This is a genomic window from Bradyrhizobium iriomotense (assembly GCF_030160715.1).
GTDB lineage: Bacteria > Pseudomonadota > Alphaproteobacteria > Rhizobiales > Xanthobacteraceae > Bradyrhizobium > Bradyrhizobium iriomotense.
In genome coordinates, this window is sequence record NZ_BSOW01000012.1 from 1 (window position 1) to 16214 (window position 16214).

Here is a 16214-nt window from a genome sequence, read left to right on the forward strand (position 1 = left end):
TCCTCCGGTCGGGCTACGCCCTCCCTTCGGTCCGTCCCCATCGGCGCAGTCTCACCTTGATTGTCGCTGGAGTCTCACCCTGATCGCCGCCGCGCAACCATTCGTCCCGTGCCTTGCGGCGGATCTTCACGCTCATGCCATCGGCGCTGTATCCCGCCGCGACAGCCGTCTTACCATAGGCATAGGCGCCGCCGTAGACCGGGTTCTCAATGATCCGGTGGATGGCGGAGTAGCTCGGTCGCCGCCAGGCCGTATCGCCGTTGATCTGCTTCACCGGCAGATCGAGATTGTACTCGTGGAGCCAGCAGAGCGCCTGTCGCGCACTACCCAGTTCCTCGACCTTGTCGAACACCAGCTTGATCGCTTCCTGGACACGCCGATCCGGATCTTTCTCATAACGGTCGCCGGCCTTCACGAAGCCGATTGGCGCCGCAACAACCAACTCGCCGCGGCGCGCTTTCTCGTAGCGGGCCGAGAGCGAGCGCTGGCGCAACAGATCCAGTTCATACTCGTTGAGGCTGCCCTTGAGCCCGAGCAACAGGCGATCGTTACCGTGCCTCGGCGCATAGATGGTCTCCTGATCGACCAGAACGGTATCGACCACACGGCACATCTCGATGAGTTGCTGCCAATCCCGGCTGTTGCGAGCGAAACGCGAGACCTCGCGGGCGCAAACCGCACCAACCTTACCAAGGCACACCTCCGCTACCATCCGCTCGAAGCCGGCCCGTTGGACCCCGCCGGCGGCCGAACGACCGAGATCATCATCGATCACTTCGATCTCTGACCACCCGAGCGCCGTCAGCCGGTCCTGCATGGCGTACTGCAACGCGCTGCTCTCGCGATTGTGCAACACCTGATGCGCTGAGGATTGACGCACGTAAAGAATCGCCTTGCGCGCGAGATGATGAGGCCTGACTTTGTCAGAGATCATGACCGACCTCCTTCGCGCGCGGCGTTACCGTCGCCGCAGCGTGCTCGAGGATCAACTGCGTCATCAGACTCGTCAGGGCCGCCCGTGCCTCCGCCGGCAGCTCCGACCATGCCGGCGCGCCGATGGCGCTGTTCAACAGGCCGCTCCCGAACAGATCCATCTGCTGCCGCAATCGCGGTTTTTGATTGTGTCGGTATCCGCTCCCTGTCCCTGGCATTGCCGTCTGGCGTGACATGAGTCGCTCCCCGATTCTGGTCGTGAGAGCCTTTGGATGCGCCAGAAACCAGGACAGCTGATGGCGTTCGATCCTTCAACGCCAGATCGAGAAGCGCAGAAAGCGCGGCAAGTGCATCGATGCTAACAAACGGATGAGCTGTCAAAAGCTCGGCGTCAGGGCTTGCCGTCCGGTCGAACATCCATGCTGGAACTTCAAGCCAACGATCTGCTTGCGACCCGTCCAGGGTGCAGCGAAAAACGACATCATCAGCCTTGTCGACGGTCCCATGAACGCAAACTTGGCGCCCAAACCAAGGATGGTGCCGATAAAGAACCTCGCGAAAAACGGTCCTGTGGGCGTTCTCAATCGTTGTTGTACAACTCAGCACACCCGCATTCCCGGCTGGGTTACCGCGCACCGCGGGAGTACATTGCACTCTCAAACCAGCCGAGCGTCCGGTCTAACCAGGGCAACTCCACTGACCACTACCCAAACTGACTTGCCCTGTTCGCTGACATAGTAGGCCTGAGCATCCCGGTTCACGTTCGAAATTGGGGTCTCTTCAGAGTCTCGCCAGCCACTGCCGCCAACGGACTGAATCCGCCGAGAGTATCTTAAGCAGCGTGATCAACCCTGCGTGCCTCCCTTGATCGGCCTCACCTTCTTGGGATCAAGCCAGTGGTCGACCCGATCAGCCCAATGCTGCATCAGCTTCGTGCGCGAGCCGATCAGCACGAGCGGTCCGTGCTTCTTGTAGAGACCTTCCACAGTAGAGTTATCGAGATGCGCGAGCTGCAGCTCGACGACATCGCCATCCCATGCCTTGGCGCCTTTGCTCTCTTCGTGGTGAGACAGGGTCGAGAAGGTGGTCCGGAATCCGTGGGCACAATGATCAGTCTTGGTGTCAATGCCAAGCAGCCGCAAGCGCTTGTTGAGCGTGTTGTTTGATAGCGGTGCGTCCTTCGCGCAGGAAAACGCGTACCGGCGATGGCCGGTCAGCTTCTGAGCGCTACGCAGGATTGCGAGTGCCTGCCGTGACAAAGGCACGACATGGTCCCAACCAGTCTTCATCTTTGTGGCTGGAACAGTCCAGCGTTCGGCGTCCCAATCGACCTCGCTCCACTCCATTTCATTGATCATGCCGGGGCGGGGAATGGTCAGAGCATCGAAGCGCAAGGCAAGGCCAACAACGTCACCAAACCTCGCTCTCGTCCACGGTGCGCTGATGAGCTTGAAGACGCGCGTCACGTCACGTGGTTCGGTAACGCCAGGACGCGGCGTCGAAATGTTGGCAATCATCTGCCCATTCAGGTTGCGGAATGGATTGTAGCCGTCGCCTTCGACATCGGCATAGTCGCAGATTTGCTCACCGATGCTGCGCACGCGGTCGCGGGTTTCCAGCTTTCCGTCGGCTTCGTATGAACGCATGAAAGCGAGCACGTCCGGACGCTTGATGTCCTGTCTGCACAGCTTGCCGAAGCGATCCTTGACGTAGCCGACGCGAAGCTCAAGCACCTCGATGGTCTTGGGGTCGCGCACCGCGACGATCCTGCCGCGTTTGACTTTCTCCACCTTCTTCTTCGCGAGCCACTCGTCGGCCCATTGCTCGAAAGACCGGGCGGCCGCCTGCCTGTGCTTGTCGAGCTGCTTCTCGGTGCTCGGGTCTTTGCCTTCCTTGAGCAGGTCTTTGGCCTTGTCGCGCTCGCGCCGCGCGTCGGCGAGCGAGAACGTGCCATCCATGCCGTTGCCGTAAGGGCCGATGGAGTAGGTTTTCTGACGGCTGTGGAAGCGGTAGCCCATCCGCCAGAGTTTGGAAGCAGCGTTGCCGGGCCTGCTCACGTCCGGCGTGACGAAGAGATAAAGGCCGCCGCCGGTCACGTCGGAAATCTTGGCCGGGCTCCACGCGCGCCCGTCGAATTTCGGTCGGGCGGCGCGGCAGTCGACGTCGGTCCTGATCTGCTTTGGGTTGGCGCACGCGCCATCGTTCTTGCGGGCCATCTGCTCAATTCCTTCGTTCGGAATAGCGAAAATCGCCGTGAACGTTTGTTCTCCCGATACCAACACGATACCAACAAATCGACGGCTGGGATCGGATGAGAACAAACGGAGACGAACACCGATGTACTCGGAAGTGCCTATTTTTCAGGGGGTTTCGAGCACTGCGCGGACGGTTGCGGACGCTTTGGAACGGGCTTGAACAGCCTAGTTGGTGCCCCTGGCCGGAATCGAACCAGCACTCCTTGCGCAACTCGATTTTGGGTCGAGCGCGTCTACCAGTTCCGCCACAGGGGCATTCGCTTTATCCCAGCCGAAAAAAAAGAAGGGGCGGCGAAGCCGGCGAACTGTAGCGACAGGCCGCAGCGGGTCAATCCGACCGGTCAACAGCACGTCAACAGCAATTCCGCTTCGTTCCAGCTCTGTTCACGCTCGGATTCGCACTTCTACCGGCCTTTTCGTTTTGATTTCACACGAGAATTGGTGTCTCGCAGTACCTTGACATGGTAGGGGTCACAGGTTCGATCCCTGTCGTGCCCACCATCCTTCGCTCGCGAAGCGAGAGAAGGATGCCGCGCCGAAGCCCAAAGGGCGCAGGCGGGCTTTTGTCCGCGAGCTACGGCTCGGCAAGCCACGATCCGGCTACGCTCGCTACTCCTTCATCTCGGACGCGAGGCCGCCATGAGCGTTTCCGTCATTGAGCAGGCAAAAATCCAGGCGCAGGTCCTGATCCCTCTCGTCAAGGCGCTCCAGGCGGAACTGGGCGAAGCACGTGCGAACGCGCTGGTGCGCAAAACGCTCGGCGATCTCTACCGCCGCTATGGCGAGCAGTTCTGGCGGGCGAAGAACGAGCCGGATCTCGGCAAGGCCGTCTCCTCCGCCTTCGGGACCTACGCCCGCGATGATGCGCTCGAACTCGAGGTGATCGAGCAGTCACACGATGCGTTCGCCTTCGACGTGAGGCGCTGCGCCTACGCGGAATTCTACAAGGCGCTGGGCGCGCCCGAACTCGGCTTCCTCCTCGTCTGCACGGCGGATTTTGCGACTGCGGAAGGGTTCGGCCCAGACATCAGCCTGACGCGCACGCAGACCATCATGCAGGGCGCGTCTCATTGCGACTTTCGCTACCGGCGAACGCGGGTCGCGGACTAGCGGGCCGACGTCACCTCGTCCGTCCGGTGCCTGATGGGGATGTTCTGCTCCACGGCCTTTGCGAGCACCGTGCCGGTCGTGCGGCCGAGCTCCTTTGCAATCATCGTCACGGGCATCGTGCCTGCGAGCGACTTAAGTTTCTTGATGTCTTCCTCGTTCCACGACTTCTTCCAGCTCGGCATCGTCCCCAATCCCGCTCACGACTCTCTCCCCCGACTCGCCCGTACACAGTATGGTAGAAGGTGATATGGAATGCATCTGACGTCGTCGTCGCAGGGTGTTCGCTCGATGACACGGGGTGTTCCGTCAGTGTGAGACGGTCTGGCACAAACTGCACTTGTCATTTTTCCACGATGCGTGTCGGCGAGCGAACAATGAAAGCAGCATGTGTTGCGATGGCGATGGCGGCGCTGATCGCGTCGGGCGCCGAGGCGCGGATCATCGATTGGCAGGCCGAGCTCCAGCACTGCCGCGCGCTGCGCGAGAACATCGCGCCGCTGCTGCTGGCCGGCGAGGGGACGTCAGGCGTTGCGCGCTCGGGCCGAGCCGCCCGCCGCTGCATGTGGATCGAGCGAAGGGCTGCCCGCAAGGGAATCCCCGGCGCGGACATGTGGTAGCGCTTGGCTGCGTTGAGGATGGATTCGTAGGAGGATCCCGGTGATTTCGATAGAGATCATCAAAGACCGCGACGGTTCCGTACGGCTCCAGCCGATGCTGCTCAGTCAAAGCCGCTGACGTAAAAAAATTAGGAGTCTTTTTCCGATTGACTCTTGCTCGGTGCGGCATAGCCTCATCAACGGATCGCGACCAAGGTCTCCCATACCAGCAGAGCCAGCGCGGGTCGCTCCCGCCAGCGCCAGTCAAAGTGGGCCGATTCCACGCGTGAGGTGCACCAGAACGGCGCTGGTAACAGCGCCGTTTCTGCATATTGGCGACAATGTGAGCTGCAAGAGTAGTGGTCCGGACGTCGTCTTAATGTCGGTTGCTGATCAGCATGACACGCGGAGGGTTCATTGACCCCGCTTGGGCGCGTTCTTGCGGTTCGCGCCGGCCGGCCGGCAGCAACAATCCCAGCTGGTGAGCGCGTCGTCTCACCGAGGCTATGTGGCGTCCAAGCTGCTTCGCGATCGCTGGCGCACTCATCTTCAGGTGCGCGAGTTCGATCAAGAGCTTGATCTCCTCTTCGCTCCACACACGCGGTTTTGTCGGCTCCATGGCCATCGCTCGCTCCGAGCATTGAACCTTGATCAATTGCCAGTGCGATTCGGGCGCTACGAAGGCGACGACAATAGCCGACGCGCCGCGCGATTTTCCCACCCCGCGCCAATGGCACAAACCGCACAGGCATCGCCGGTAGCACCGTGCGACCGTAGGGGTAACTGAGTCGAGTGATTGGCAATGTCTCTGCAATTCCACCGGGCCGTTGAGGACATGGAGCTATGGATCGCAAACAGCGGCGGCTTCTCGTTCGTGATCAGCTTCGAAAGCACCAGCGGTCCCGGCTTTCATGGACGTCCCGGCTACATGGCGTCCTGGCGTCCCCTGTATGAAACAAGGGGCGCGATCAAAGTCAGCGGATCACCATTCAAGAACTTTGATGAAGCCAAGGAGGCCTGCAATCGGACACTGGAGCATCTAAGCTCCGAATAAGACGGTATGTTCGTAGGTCTCTATATTTCGTCGCGTCTGGCAGAGCCGATGATATCGGCCCAACCCTTCTCCATGTGAGATCGGCATCGGTCCATGTCCGAAAAGACGTGGACGTCGGCGCGACCGTCTCCATAATCAATGCAGAAGCGGGACTGCTGCTGCCGTCGACCGCTCGAAAAGAATGCAAGGGATGGAGAAGCCTATGCTCGGACGTCTGATGCCGAAGTCGGCCGTTGCGCTCATTGCCATCATGGGCGTCGCCGTCGCGACGGCACACGCGGACTCCTTGCTGCCGGTCGGACCGAAGGTGGGCGACAAGGATCTGTCACCGTTCTATCGCTGGTCGCAGACCTTACCGGAGAGTCCCGGCGTGATGCTGCGCGAGGAGCCGATGCTTGCGCAGCCCGAAATCACGAGCGCCGGCCTCGCCGAGCGCATTCTCTATACATCGACCGATTTGCGCTGGCACGCCGGCATCGTCCCGGTGAGCGGCACACTCTATCTGCCCAAGGGCGAGGTGCCGGCGGGAGGCTGGCCGCTGGTCGCCTGGGCGCATGGCACGCTCGGCGTGTCCGACGCTTGCGCGCCGTCATGGACCGGGCACAAGCCGCGTGACGCCACCTATATCCAGCGCTGGCTCGAGAACGGCTTTGCAGTCGTGGCCACCGACTATCAAGGGCTCGGCGGGCCCGGCCCGCATCCCTATCTGATCTGGGAGGCGGAAGGCCGCTCGGTGCTCGACGCCGTACGCGCGGCCCTCTCCGCCTATCGCGACAGGCTCGCGTCAAAAGTCTTCGTGACTGGCCAGTCGCAAGGCTCGGGCGCTGCGATGGGGGCTACCACGATTGCGACGGCCTATGCGCCCGACGTGCCGCTGCTCGGCACCGTCGCGACGGGCCTCGTCTCGACCTTCCCGGATGGTCCCTACAAGCCGCCGCAGACCACCGCGATCGGCTCACCGATCTATACGTCGCTGATGCTGCTCGGCGGGTCGTTGCCCGACGGTGCGCCCACCGCCGACGATCTCGTCTCCGACAAGGGCAAGCCGGTGCTGACGGCGGCGCGCGAAAGCTGCTCGCCGGACATGCGCGAGATCGCGAGCCGGGACGGCATCACCTCCGACAACGTCTATGTCGAGCCGATGACCCAGGTCCTGGCGCGGCTGACGCCGATTACGGACATGAAGGCCATGCGGCTCAAGGTGCCCGTCCTGCTCGGCACCGGGCTTGCCGATTCCACACTGGTGCCGACGCGGCAATATGCGGAGGTCGCGGCGCTGTGCTCGGCCGGGAACGATGTGGTCTGGAAGACCTATCCCGGCGCCACGCATAATGGCGGCCTGAACGCGGCCTTTCCCGACGCGCTCGCCTTCTTCCGCGGCATGCTCGCCGGACAAAAGCCGCAGAGCAATTGTGCTGCCGTTACCGAGCCGGGCCCTCCCGGCGAGGCCGTGCAGGGCATCGCGTTCAACGACTAGCTCACGAGATACCTGGCGACCGCGGCCTCATCCCATTGAATGCCGTTGCCGGGCTCCTCGCTCGGCAATGCAAAACCGTCCTTGATCGTCAGACGCGTGGCAAGCACCGCATCGGCCCAGTCGACATATTCCAGCCAGTGCGCGGTCGGCGTGACGCAGAGCAGGTGCGCGCTCACCTCCGAGAACAGGTGCGTCGACATCTCGATGCCGGCGGCATGCGCAAGGGAGGCGGCGCGGAGCCAGCCGGTGACGCCGCCGATGCGCTGCACGTCGGGCATCACGAAGTCGCAGGCTTCAGCCGACAGCGCTGATAGCATCGAAAAGGCGCTGTCGAAATTCTCGCCGATCTGAACAGGGGTGCGGAGCGCGTCCGCAACGCGGGCGCAGCCGGCATAGTCGTCATGGCGGATCGGCTCCTCGATCCAGAGCAGGCCCTCGTCGTCGAGCATCTCGCCGCGGCTGATGGCCTCGGCAACCGTGAGCGCCTGGTTGTAGTCGCACATCAGCGTCACCTGGTCGCCGACCGCCTTGCGTACCGCGCGCACGACGTTGAGGTCTTCCCGCGCATCGGGGCGGCCGACGCGGATCTTTGCGGCATGAAAGCCTTCGGCGAGCAGTTTTTGCGCCTCGTCCACGGCGGCACCGGCCGGCATGATTCCGAGCCCCTTCGAATTATAGGCACGCACCGGCTTCGGTGCGCCGCCGAGCAGGCGCGCGAGCGGCAGGCCCCTGGCGCGGGCGAGCGCGTCCCAGGCCACCATGTCGATGCCTGATTGCGCCAGGCGTTGCAGGCCGGCGAGCCCGAGCAGGGTGAAGCGCTGGCTCAGCTTGCGCTCGATCTCGAACGGCAAGAGCTCGTCGCCGGCGATCATCTCGGCCATCTCGCCGACCATCGCGGTCAGCGGCCTCAAGGCGGCCGGCGTGATCGAGAACAGATAGGCGTGGCCGCGCACGCCCTGGTCGGTCTCGCAGTCGATCAGCACCAGCGGCGCCCTGGCGACGGCGCCAGTGGAGGTTTGCAGCGGCAGGTTCATCGGCACGATGACGGGGCGCGCCACAAAGCGCGCGATGCGGATGGTCTCGGTCATAGGGTGTCTCCCGGCGGAGCAGATGCAGGTCCGTACCGATCTTAAACATCTGTCATGAAACGAAAAGGCGCCTGCCGCGACTCCCATAAAATGGGGTTGCGCTGGCCTGCGTTTGCAGGCTCTGTGCCGCCGCATGTCGCGTCGCGGACGCCGGATATCGCGACATGAACGCACACAACGGAGCCACAGAGTGAAACAGGCGATCTCCGAAGAGCAGCGCAAGAACGGCATTCTGACCGGCGTGGTGATCGCCTTCCTCTTGCTTGCGCTGCCGCTCGCGGTGTGGCTCGACCTGACCGAGCTCAGCAAGGCGGCGTTGCGCCGGCAGGCCGCCGACCTCAATTCGGTGATCACGAGCGTGCGCAGCTACTACGCCACCAACGTGGTCGGGCGGATCCTCGCCAATCCCAACGGCACCACCAAGGTCGTGCACAACTACGAATCCGTACCCGGCGCCATCCCGATCCCGGCGACGCTGTCGCTCGAGCTCGGGCGCGTGATCGGCGCGCAGCAGGAGAACATCACCTACCGCTTCGTCTCCGACTTCCCGTTCCAGAACCGCGCGCCGCACCAGCTCGACAAGTTCGAGAAGGATGCGCTGGATGCCTTGCGCGCGGACCCCGAGAAGAAGATCGTCGAGACCGAGACCTCGCTATTCAACGACAAGGTCCGGCTGGTGGCTCCCGTGACGATGGGGCCGGCCTGCGTGAGCTGCCACAACAGCCATCCCGAGAGCCCGAAGAAGGACTGGAAGGTCGGCGACGTCAGGGGCATCCAGGAGGTGATCATCGCGCAGCCGATCGCGGCGAATATCTTCTCGTTCAAATTCCTGCTCGCCTATCTCTTCATCGCGGCCGGCAGCGGGCTCTCCTTCCTCTCCATGCAGCGCCGCCAGGCCAACCGCATCAAGTCGATGAACAAGGAGCTCGAATCCGCCAACGACTTCCTCGCCTCGCTCTCGATGAAGATCTCGCGCTACATCCCGCCGCAGGTCTACAAGAGCATCTTCAGCGGGCAGAAGGACGTCACCATCCATACCGAGCGCAAGAAGCTCACAATCTTCTTCTCCGACATCCAGAATTTCACCGCGACCGCCGAGCGTCTCCAGCCGGAGCTTCTCACCCAGCTCCTCAACGAATATTTCACCGAGATGTCGGCGATCGCGCATGAATATGGCGGCACCATCGACAAGTTCATCGGCGATGCCATGCTGATCTTCTTCGGTGATCCCGAAACCAAGGGCGACCGCGCCGACGCACAGGCATGCCTGCGGATGGCCTGGCGCATGCAGCAGCGCCTTGCCGAGCTCAATGCCAAATGGCGAGCCTCCGGCATCGAGCAGCCCTTCAAGTCGCGCATGGGCATCAATTCCGGCTATTGCAACGTCGGCAATTTCGGCAGCAGCGACCGCATGGACTACACGATCATCGGCGCCGAGGCGAACCTTGCCGCGCGCCTGCAATCGATCGCCGAGCCCGGCGGCATCGTGCTGAGCTATGAGAGCTTTGCACTCGTCAGCGATGTCGTCACGGCGCACGCGTTGCCGGCGATCACCATGAAGGGCATCAGCCGCGAGGTCATTCCCTATTCGGTCGATGCGCTGAATGACGTCGGGGTCGCGCCGAGCGGCATCATCACCGAGCGCGTTCCGGGCCTGGAGCTCTATCTCGACCCTTCGGTCGTGAAATCGGGCGATGCCGCGCGGGTGCGCTCGCTCTTGGAAAACGCGCTGGCCTCGCTCAAGCCGGCGTGAGGCCGGTCAGCGTTTGCGGCCTTCGGTGAACGCGGTTTCGATCACGTCGCCGAAGGACTGCCAGGAGCGGCCGTCGAACTGCTCGAGCCGCATCTGCTTGATCGGCAGGTAGTTGTCGGGGGACGTGTTCATCTTGATGCCGGGCAATGCGACCGAGGGCTGGTCGACCCTGAGAGAGGCGGCCTGCCGCATGATGTTCTCGCGGGACAGATCGTCGCCGCATTGCTTCAACACCTGCGCCAACGCTTCGGCCGCAGCATAGCCATAGAGCGCGGCATTGTTGTTCGTGCTTTCTATGTGATGATACTTGTCCATGAAGGTGAACCAGTCCTTCATGCCGGGATCGTCACGCCAGGCCGGGTCGCTCGGGTCCTTCAGGAAGGCCGCCGAGATCACGCCAGCGGAATTCTCAATGCCAGCCGGGGCCAGCGCGTTGGCGATCGAGGCGGAGGCATCGTTCAGGATGAAGACCGGGTGCCAGTTGAGACTGGCCGCCAGCTTGATCACCTGGGATGCGGTCGAGGGTACGCCGAGAAAGACGAAGATGTCCGCGCCCGCGCGCTTCAGGATCGAGACATGCCCTTCGAGATGCTCGTCGGCGATGTCGAAGGCGATATCGACGACGACGAAGCGGTTGAGGTCGCCCAAGCCTTCCTCGATGCCCTTGAACAGGTCGCGCCCGAATTGGTCGTTCTGCCAGAGCACGACGATCTTGCGCCTGGGATAATAGGCCTGGATGTAGTTGGCGTAGATGCGCCCCTCTGCCTTGTAGGAGGGCTGCCAGCCCATCGTCCAGGGAAACGCCCTGGGCCGGCTCAGCTCCTCGTCGCCGGATGCGACGAAGAGCTGCGGGATCTTCCGCTCGTTGAGATACCAGCGCGTGGCGAGATTTCCGGGCGTGCCGAACGAGCCGAACATCAACAGCACGTCGTCCTTCTCGACCAGTCCGCGCGTCAGCTCCAGCGCGGTCGCAGGATCGGAATTGTCGTCGCGCGTGATGAAGCGGACCTTGCGGCCGTTGATCCCGCCGCGCTCGTTGATCATGTCGAAATAGGCGGCTTCCGCCTTGCCGATCGCGCCGAATTCCGAGAGCGGGCCCGAGTAGGGCATGATGTTGCCGATGCGAATCTCGGAGACGGTCGCCGGGGCCTCGGCGCGCTCCTGCGACATCGCGCCCAGCGAGGCGACGGCCACCGCCACTGCGAACAGCATCCTGCCGGTCACACGCATGTTCGACACCTAGATAGTTGGACCCTTCGTGGAGGTCGGCGCAATCGGCATCAAGAGCGCTTGATCTAGGTCAAGGGTTTGTCATTCCTGTGTCCCTGGCGCTGTCCACCCAAGCGGCAGCCGTGCTGACGCGTTGAAAGCCCGCCGGCTACGGCAATCCGCGTGCCTCGAGCTGGCGGACCAGCAACAGCGTCGGCTCGGCCAGGCTGTCGGCGGAGCCGTCGAGCCCGAACACGGAGGCAATGCCGTCGCGGGTGTGCAGGATGGTCGTGCGTGGGCAGTGGCCGGCGCCGCACAGCGCCTGCTTGAGCGCTTCGCCCTGCGTCACGAGGCCCGCCGGGTCGGCCGCGGCCCAGGCCAGCACGATCGGTTCCTCGACCTTGAGGATGCCGGGGAAGGCGGAGCGCTTGTCATATTGGGCGGCGTCGGAGCCGAAATAGGCCCTCTCGCTGTCGCTCGGGTCCTTGCTCGCGCGATAAATACCGGAGATCAGCACGACTCCGGCAACGTCCGTGTCGGTGCCCTGCAATTCCGGATGCGCGAGCAGGCTTGCGACATGAAAGGCACCGGCGGCATAGCCGACCGCGACGATCTCGCGGGCATCGCCGTTGAAGAGATCGACATTCTGGTGGATCCAGGACAGGGCGGCGGCGACGTCGCGCGCGCCGGAAGGCCAGGGGGCTGCCGGCGCAAGGCGGTAGTTCACGCGCACGCCGACCATGCCGTTGCGCGCGGCAAAGCACATCGCCTCGTCCTGGAACTCGCGCGCCGTGTCGGGCGTGGCGCTGTCGCCGGTGAAGCTGTCGCCGGCCACGAACAGCAGGATCGGTTGTGGTGTTGCCGCCTTGGTCTCGCTGGTCGCGACGTCAAGGACGTTCTGCTCGCTGTCGCCATAGCGCAAGCCCCGCGAGAACGAGACCTGATCGCATAGTCGCGCCGTGCCTCCGGCGGACGTATCGGTGTCGGTGAGGCCCAAGCGCACCAGATCGGTCGGCGGTTGCGGCCGGGCGGGAAACAGCCCGTGCGCGGAGGCGGTCGTGATGGTCAGCAATAGGAATAATGCGAGATAGTTTTTCATTGTTATGTGCCGTGCTGAGCGCTCAAGCGCCGGCTCGCGTTCCGGCTTGGCCCGTCAATTGGCTTTATTGATTGCCGTTGGGGCGATTTGACGGCGCGTCCTAACTCCCCGGCTGGAACGTGCAGCTTGCGCCGCTGCCGTCCTTCTGGCGGATGGCGTTCGGATCGATCGTGCAGCTCAGCTTGGACAGGCTCTCGAAGTTCGATCCCGCCGCGCCGTCCGCCGGCACGCCGGCGAGCGCCTCGGTGGCGTAGATCTCGTTAGCCGTGGAGCCGTTCACGGTCTTGACCTTCTTGCCGAAGGTCACCTCGCAGTTGCGCACGGTGATGTCGACATTGCCGGTGCGGCAGACGATCCGGTCGGCGGTCACGACGATCGGCTTTTTGTAGGGGATGTCGCTATTGGCGGCGAACAGCATCGCGATCGCCTTCTTCTCGCCCGCGGCCAACACCGGCGACAGCGGCGCGATGACACCCGCGAGCGCCAGCGCCGTCGAGCCCGAGATCGTCGAGCCGGTATCCGCGGCCTGCGCGACCGAGCCGCCGCCGAGCGCGAGCGACGCTGCAAGGATCAGCTTCCCAAGCTTCATCTCAGGCGGCCTTCCTGCGCGCGCTCGCCTTCTTCGCAGTCTTCCTTTTCACCTTCTTCGTTTTCTTGGCCGCCTTCTTCTTCGCGGCCTTCTGGCCGGCGAGATAGGCCGCGACCTTCTTGGAGGAATGACCGGCGGCGGCGACCGCTGCCTTCAGCTTCGCCGGGGTGATCTTGAACTTCTTCGACCAGTAGCGGACCTCATAGGGCTCGCTGAGTGCGATCCGCAATTTGTCGGAGGCGCGGTGCTTCTGGAGCTTGATGTATTCCTCGACCTTCCTGGCGGAGTGGCCGACCTTCTTGACGGCATATTTCAGCTTGGCCGGCGTCACCTTGAACTTCTTCGACCAGTAGGCGATCTCGTAGCGCTCACCGAGCGCGATCAGGGTGCGATCGGCCCCGCCCCGTTTGGACTTGTTGTCGGCCATGCGTCCCCTCCTGCCGCAGAATGCACCGACTAGTCTAGCACGCCACCGGCAGTAGGAAAGCAGTCCTGCTACACGCCGCCGTGCGTCGCATGCATCTCCTCGCATTTCCGTGATGGAACCAAATCGCCCCTCGCGCGACTTAATGAGACAAGCACAAAAAAGTGCGAGGCTGTCATGACAGAGCATTGGAAGCACGCGGCAGATCCGAGCGAGATCATGCGGGCGACCGGCCATCCCGAGCTGGAATATGCCGCGGGCTGGACCATCGCGGGCCTGGTCACGATCGGCACCATCGTTGCGGCCTGGGTGTTCGCGATCTGAGGCGGCTTAAGCCGCCGGAAACTGCAGCTCGAAGGCCGCGCCGTCGTCGGTCGGCTTCAGCTCGATCGAGCCGCCATGGCTCGCCATCACCGCGCGCGCAATCGCAAGCCCCATTCCCGTACCGCCCGACTCCCGTCGGGTGGTGAAGAAGGCATCAAAGATCCTGTCGCGGTTCGGCGCTGAGATCGGCTCACCATCGTTGCTTACGGTCAGCCGTACCGTGGTGCGCTCGTCGACCGCTTCCAGCCTGACATGTCTGGCGTGATGCCGCATCGCATTATCGGCGAGATGCGACAGCACGATCAGCGCCTTCTCGCCGGACATGCCGATCGGCCGGTCGAGGCTGCCCGTGGCCGTGATGGTGCCGGCCGGAAAACGGCTTTTGAGGTCGCCGATGACAGGTGCCAGCTCGGTGCGCTCGTTCTGCGGCAGGCTTTCGGCCCGCGCCAGCTCGCGCAGCCGCTGCGCCATCGCCTCCAGCCGCTCGGCATCGGAGAGGATATTGGCGACGAACGTCTTCTGCTCGGCCGGCGTCAGGCTGTCGGGCTTGCCTTGCAGCGAATCCTGCAACAGCTCGGCCGCGCCCTTGATCGAGGTCAGCGGTGATTTCAGCTCGTGGGTGAGGTGCGCCGAAAACGTCGCGATGTAGTCCGAACGCCGCGCGAGCTGCTCGGCCATGCCGAGAAAGCTGTGCGAGAGCTGGGCGAATTCGCGGGTGCCGTAATGTTTCAGCGGCCGGAATGCCTCGCGGTCGCCGCGGCCGATTCGGGCCGCGCGGTCGATCAATTCGCGCATCGGCAGCGTGATGGTCCGGGAGAACACGAGGCCGATCGCGATCGTGCCGAGGACGACGGCGAGCCCCGCCAGGATGAACTTGCCGCGCTCCTGGTAGAGATGGTCGAAGATGTTGCTGGGCGTCCGCGTTGCATAGACCACGCCGGCGACGCGGTTGTTGACGACGACCGGCATTGCGGAGAACACGTGCACGCCCAAGCCCCGGCTGAAGGAATAGATCGGCGGCGGCGGCTTGTCCGGCACGCGGTTGCGTAAGGTGGCGCGGTATTGCCCGTGCAGCGCCTCGGTGACTTCCTCGATATGGGCGAGCGACTGCCCGACCTCCTGGCGGCCGGCGATCACCACGCCGTTGGGATCGAGGATCCGAAAGCCGGCGAGCGTCACCCTCTGGGTTTCGCGGATGATCGGCGTCAGTTTTGCCCCGATCTCGACATAGGCCTGATCCGCCGGCCGTATCGCGGTCTGCGCATCAGGTCGTCGTCGCAACAAATCGTTGGCGGTGAGGTCGAGCGCGGGGCGGATCGGCGTGAACTGGTCGCCGGGATCGGGCAGCACGCCGGGAGCCACCTCGGGGCCGAGCGCGATCCCGCCGTCGAGCCGCGCCTGTACCTCCTGCGCATAGATCGTCGCGATCACGCGGCTTTGCGCGATCAGCTCGGCCTGGGTCTGGCGGATGAGCTGGTTGTCGTAAAGGCGGAAGAAGAACAGCCCGACCAGCGGCAGCACGGCGACCGTGGCCAGGACCGCAAAGATCACGAGCCCGAGTGAGGGCCGCCATTTGTCGGGCGCTGAGCTCATGCCTCTTTCTCGCAGCGCCCGAGCTTGAAGCCGACGCCGTGAATGGTCTCGATCACGTTGTCGCAGCTCTGGGCTGCGAGCTTGGCGCGGATGTTGCGGATGTGGCTGTCGATGGTGCGGTCGGAGACCTGGATGTTGAGCTGATAGGCCGCCCGCATCAATTGCTCGCGGTTGAAGACCGAGGTCGGCCTGGTGAGGAATGCGCGCAGGATGCCGAACTCGATCGCGGTCAGCTTCAGCGGCGTGCCGGCAAAGGTCGCGACATGCTGCTCGGGATCGATCAGCAGGCCACCTTGCGACAGTGCGGCCGGTCCGGCCTTGGCCTCGCCATTGCGTGGGCTCAGGCGGCGCAGGATCACATTGACCCGCGCCACCAGCTCGCGCGGGCTGAACGGTTTTGTCACGTAATCGTCGCCGCCGATCTCGAGGCTAAGGATGCGATCAATCTCCTCGTCTCGCGCGGACAGGAACAGGATCGGCACGTCGGAGGATTTGCGCACCTCGCGGCAGACGTCGAGCCCGTCGAATTCCGGCATGCCGATGTCGAGCACGATCAGGTCGGGCTTGTCGGCGGCAAAGCGGCTGAGCGCCTCCTTGCCGTCGCGCGCCTCGATCACGTCCATGCCCGCTTTCCTCAGCACCACGCGGATGACTTCGCGGATGTGGCCCTCGTCGTCGACGATGAGAATGCGATGCGCCAAGAAGTTCTC

The 16214-nt window shown here is 63.5% G+C and carries 18 protein-coding genes and 1 tRNA gene; 6 read left to right on the forward strand and 13 right to left on the reverse strand.

Going from position 1 to position 16214, the window contains the following annotated elements:
• Window positions 1–13: 13 nt before the first annotated feature.
• The 4 genes from QQL28_RS17870 to QQL28_RS17885 form a co-directional block, all read right to left on the reverse strand.
• Window positions 14–934: a recombinase family protein gene (locus QQL28_RS17870; RefSeq protein ID WP_284267375.1), complete on the reverse strand. Its 921-nt coding sequence runs from the start codon at window positions 932–934 to the stop codon at window positions 14–16.
• Window positions 924–1070 carry a hypothetical protein gene (locus QQL28_RS17875; protein ID WP_284267376.1) on the reverse strand — a complete coding sequence of 49 codons (147 nt, stop codon included), beginning with the start codon at window positions 1068–1070 and terminating at the stop codon, window positions 924–926. Before QQL28_RS17875 ends, QQL28_RS17870 begins: the two co-directional genes overlap by 11 nt.
• A gap of 708 nt (window positions 1071–1778) precedes the next feature.
• Entirely contained in the window at window positions 1779–3254 is a 1476-nt protein-coding gene (locus QQL28_RS17880) for a tyrosine-type recombinase/integrase (RefSeq protein WP_284267377.1), read from the reverse strand.
• 104 nt (window positions 3255–3358) lie between these two features.
• Window positions 3359–3443 (reverse strand) — tRNA-Leu (locus QQL28_RS17885).
• 384 nt (window positions 3444–3827) lie between these two features.
• On the opposite strand from QQL28_RS17885, the gene QQL28_RS17890 reads away from it, so the two are divergent.
• Window positions 3828–4298: an L-2-amino-thiazoline-4-carboxylic acid hydrolase gene (locus QQL28_RS17890; RefSeq protein ID WP_284267378.1), complete on the forward strand. Its 471-nt coding sequence runs from the start codon at window positions 3828–3830 to the stop codon at window positions 4296–4298.
• Here QQL28_RS17890 and QQL28_RS17895 read toward each other — a convergent pair.
• Window positions 4295–4480, reverse strand: a complete 186-nt coding sequence (locus QQL28_RS17895; RefSeq protein WP_284267379.1) for an SANT/Myb-like DNA-binding domain-containing protein — start codon at window positions 4478–4480, stop codon at window positions 4295–4297. The genes QQL28_RS17890 and QQL28_RS17895 overlap by 4 nt on opposite strands.
• A 192-nt stretch (window positions 4481–4672) precedes the next feature.
• Here QQL28_RS17895 and QQL28_RS17900 point away from each other — a divergent pair, with 192 nt between their 5' ends.
• On the forward strand, window positions 4673–4915 hold the full coding sequence (locus tag QQL28_RS17900) for a hypothetical protein (protein ID WP_284267380.1): 243 nt from the start codon (window positions 4673–4675) through the stop codon (window positions 4913–4915).
• A 355-nt stretch (window positions 4916–5270) separates the two neighbouring features.
• On the opposite strand, the gene QQL28_RS17905 is transcribed toward QQL28_RS17900, so the two are convergent.
• Window positions 5271–5519: a hypothetical protein gene (locus tag QQL28_RS17905; protein WP_284267381.1), complete on the reverse strand. Its 249-nt coding sequence runs from the start codon at window positions 5517–5519 to the stop codon at window positions 5271–5273.
• A gap of 177 nt (window positions 5520–5696) precedes the next feature.
• On the opposite strand from QQL28_RS17905, the gene QQL28_RS17910 reads away from it, so the two are divergent.
• Both QQL28_RS17910 and QQL28_RS17915 read left to right on the forward strand, forming a co-directional pair.
• On the forward strand, window positions 5697–5948 hold the full coding sequence (locus tag QQL28_RS17910) for a hypothetical protein (protein ID WP_284267382.1): 252 nt from the start codon (window positions 5697–5699) through the stop codon (window positions 5946–5948).
• A 202-nt stretch (window positions 5949–6150) separates the two neighbouring features.
• Entirely contained in the window at window positions 6151–7425 is a 1275-nt protein-coding gene (locus tag QQL28_RS17915; RefSeq protein WP_284267383.1) for a lipase family protein, read from the forward strand.
• Here QQL28_RS17915 and QQL28_RS17920 read toward each other — a convergent pair.
• On the reverse strand, window positions 7422–8513 hold the full coding sequence (locus QQL28_RS17920) for an enolase C-terminal domain-like protein (RefSeq protein ID WP_284267384.1): 1092 nt from the start codon (window positions 8511–8513) through the stop codon (window positions 7422–7424). The two genes, QQL28_RS17915 and QQL28_RS17920, sit on opposite strands and share 4 nt — an antisense overlap.
• Before the next feature lie 190 nt (window positions 8514–8703).
• Between QQL28_RS17920 and QQL28_RS17925 the strand changes: the two genes are divergently transcribed.
• A complete protein-coding gene (locus QQL28_RS17925) occupies window positions 8704–10266 on the forward strand; it encodes an adenylate/guanylate cyclase domain-containing protein (RefSeq protein ID WP_284267385.1) in 1563 nt (520 codons plus the stop codon).
• Between the two features lie 6 nt (window positions 10267–10272).
• Here QQL28_RS17925 and QQL28_RS17930 read toward each other — a convergent pair whose 3' ends face one another.
• From QQL28_RS17930 to QQL28_RS17945, 4 genes are all read right to left on the reverse strand, one after another.
• Window positions 10273–11496 carry an ABC transporter substrate-binding protein gene (locus tag QQL28_RS17930; RefSeq protein WP_284267386.1) on the reverse strand — a complete coding sequence of 408 codons (1224 nt, stop codon included), beginning with the start codon at window positions 11494–11496 and terminating at the stop codon, window positions 10273–10275.
• 148 nt (window positions 11497–11644) lie between these two features.
• A complete protein-coding gene (locus QQL28_RS17935; RefSeq protein ID WP_284267387.1) occupies window positions 11645–12574 on the reverse strand; it encodes an alpha/beta hydrolase in 930 nt (309 codons plus the stop codon).
• A 100-nt stretch (window positions 12575–12674) separates the two neighbouring features.
• The gene (locus QQL28_RS17940) at window positions 12675–13163 is read right to left on the reverse strand and encodes a hypothetical protein (RefSeq protein WP_284267388.1); all 489 of its coding nucleotides are present in this window, start codon (window positions 13161–13163) and stop codon (window positions 12675–12677) included.
• A gap of 1 nt (window position 13164) precedes the next feature.
• Window positions 13165–13590 (reverse strand): DUF3606 domain-containing protein, encoded by a 426-nt coding sequence (locus QQL28_RS17945; RefSeq protein WP_284267389.1) that lies wholly within the window; start codon window positions 13588–13590, stop codon window positions 13165–13167.
• Window positions 13591–13764: 174 nt separating this feature from the next.
• Here QQL28_RS17945 and QQL28_RS17950 point away from each other — a divergent pair, with 174 nt between their 5' ends.
• The gene (locus tag QQL28_RS17950) at window positions 13765–13911 is read left to right on the forward strand and encodes a hypothetical protein (protein WP_284267390.1); all 147 of its coding nucleotides are present in this window, start codon (window positions 13765–13767) and stop codon (window positions 13909–13911) included.
• A 6-nt stretch (window positions 13912–13917) separates the two neighbouring features.
• Here QQL28_RS17950 and QQL28_RS17955 read toward each other — a convergent pair whose 3' ends face one another.
• Both QQL28_RS17955 and QQL28_RS17960 read right to left on the reverse strand, forming a co-directional pair.
• Window positions 13918–15504, reverse strand: a complete 1587-nt coding sequence (locus QQL28_RS17955; RefSeq protein ID WP_284267391.1) for an ATP-binding protein — start codon at window positions 15502–15504, stop codon at window positions 13918–13920.
• Window positions 15501–16205, reverse strand: a complete 705-nt coding sequence (locus tag QQL28_RS17960) for a response regulator transcription factor (RefSeq protein WP_284267392.1) — start codon at window positions 16203–16205, stop codon at window positions 15501–15503. Before QQL28_RS17960 ends, QQL28_RS17955 begins: the two co-directional genes overlap by 4 nt.
• Between the last annotated feature and the right edge of the window lie 9 nt (window positions 16206–16214).

What these genes read in the sequence shown, in the direction of transcription:
- QQL28_RS17870 (WP_284267375.1), bottom strand. Translation starts at nt 934, where the DNA reads ATGATCTCTGACAAAGTCAGGCCTCATCATCTCGCGCGCAAGGCGATT.
- QQL28_RS17890 (WP_284267378.1), top strand. Translation starts at nt 3,828, where the DNA reads ATGAGCGTTTCCGTCATTGAGCAGGCAAAAATCCAGGCGCAGGTCCTG.
- QQL28_RS17895 (WP_284267379.1), bottom strand. Translation starts at nt 4,480, where the DNA reads ATGCCGAGCTGGAAGAAGTCGTGGAACGAGGAAGACATCAAGAAACTT.
- QQL28_RS17900 (WP_284267380.1), top strand. Translation starts at nt 4,673, where the DNA reads ATGAAAGCAGCATGTGTTGCGATGGCGATGGCGGCGCTGATCGCGTCG.
- QQL28_RS17905 (WP_284267381.1), bottom strand. Translation starts at nt 5,519, where the DNA reads ATGGCCATGGAGCCGACAAAACCGCGTGTGTGGAGCGAAGAGGAGATC.
- QQL28_RS17910 (WP_284267382.1), top strand. Translation starts at nt 5,697, where the DNA reads ATGTCTCTGCAATTCCACCGGGCCGTTGAGGACATGGAGCTATGGATC.
- QQL28_RS17915 (WP_284267383.1), top strand. Translation starts at nt 6,151, where the DNA reads ATGCTCGGACGTCTGATGCCGAAGTCGGCCGTTGCGCTCATTGCCATC.
- QQL28_RS17920 (WP_284267384.1), bottom strand. Translation starts at nt 8,513, where the DNA reads ATGACCGAGACCATCCGCATCGCGCGCTTTGTGGCGCGCCCCGTCATC.
- QQL28_RS17930 (WP_284267386.1), bottom strand. Translation starts at nt 11,496, where the DNA reads ATGCGTGTGACCGGCAGGATGCTGTTCGCAGTGGCGGTGGCCGTCGCC.
- QQL28_RS17935 (WP_284267387.1), bottom strand. Translation starts at nt 12,574, where the DNA reads ATGAAAAACTATCTCGCATTATTCCTATTGCTGACCATCACGACCGCC.
- QQL28_RS17940 (WP_284267388.1), bottom strand. Translation starts at nt 13,163, where the DNA reads ATGAAGCTTGGGAAGCTGATCCTTGCAGCGTCGCTCGCGCTCGGCGGC.
- QQL28_RS17945 (WP_284267389.1), bottom strand. Translation starts at nt 13,590, where the DNA reads ATGGCCGACAACAAGTCCAAACGGGGCGGGGCCGATCGCACCCTGATC.
- QQL28_RS17950 (WP_284267390.1), top strand. Translation starts at nt 13,765, where the DNA reads ATGACAGAGCATTGGAAGCACGCGGCAGATCCGAGCGAGATCATGCGG.
- QQL28_RS17955 (WP_284267391.1), bottom strand. Translation starts at nt 15,504, where the DNA reads ATGAGCTCAGCGCCCGACAAATGGCGGCCCTCACTCGGGCTCGTGATC.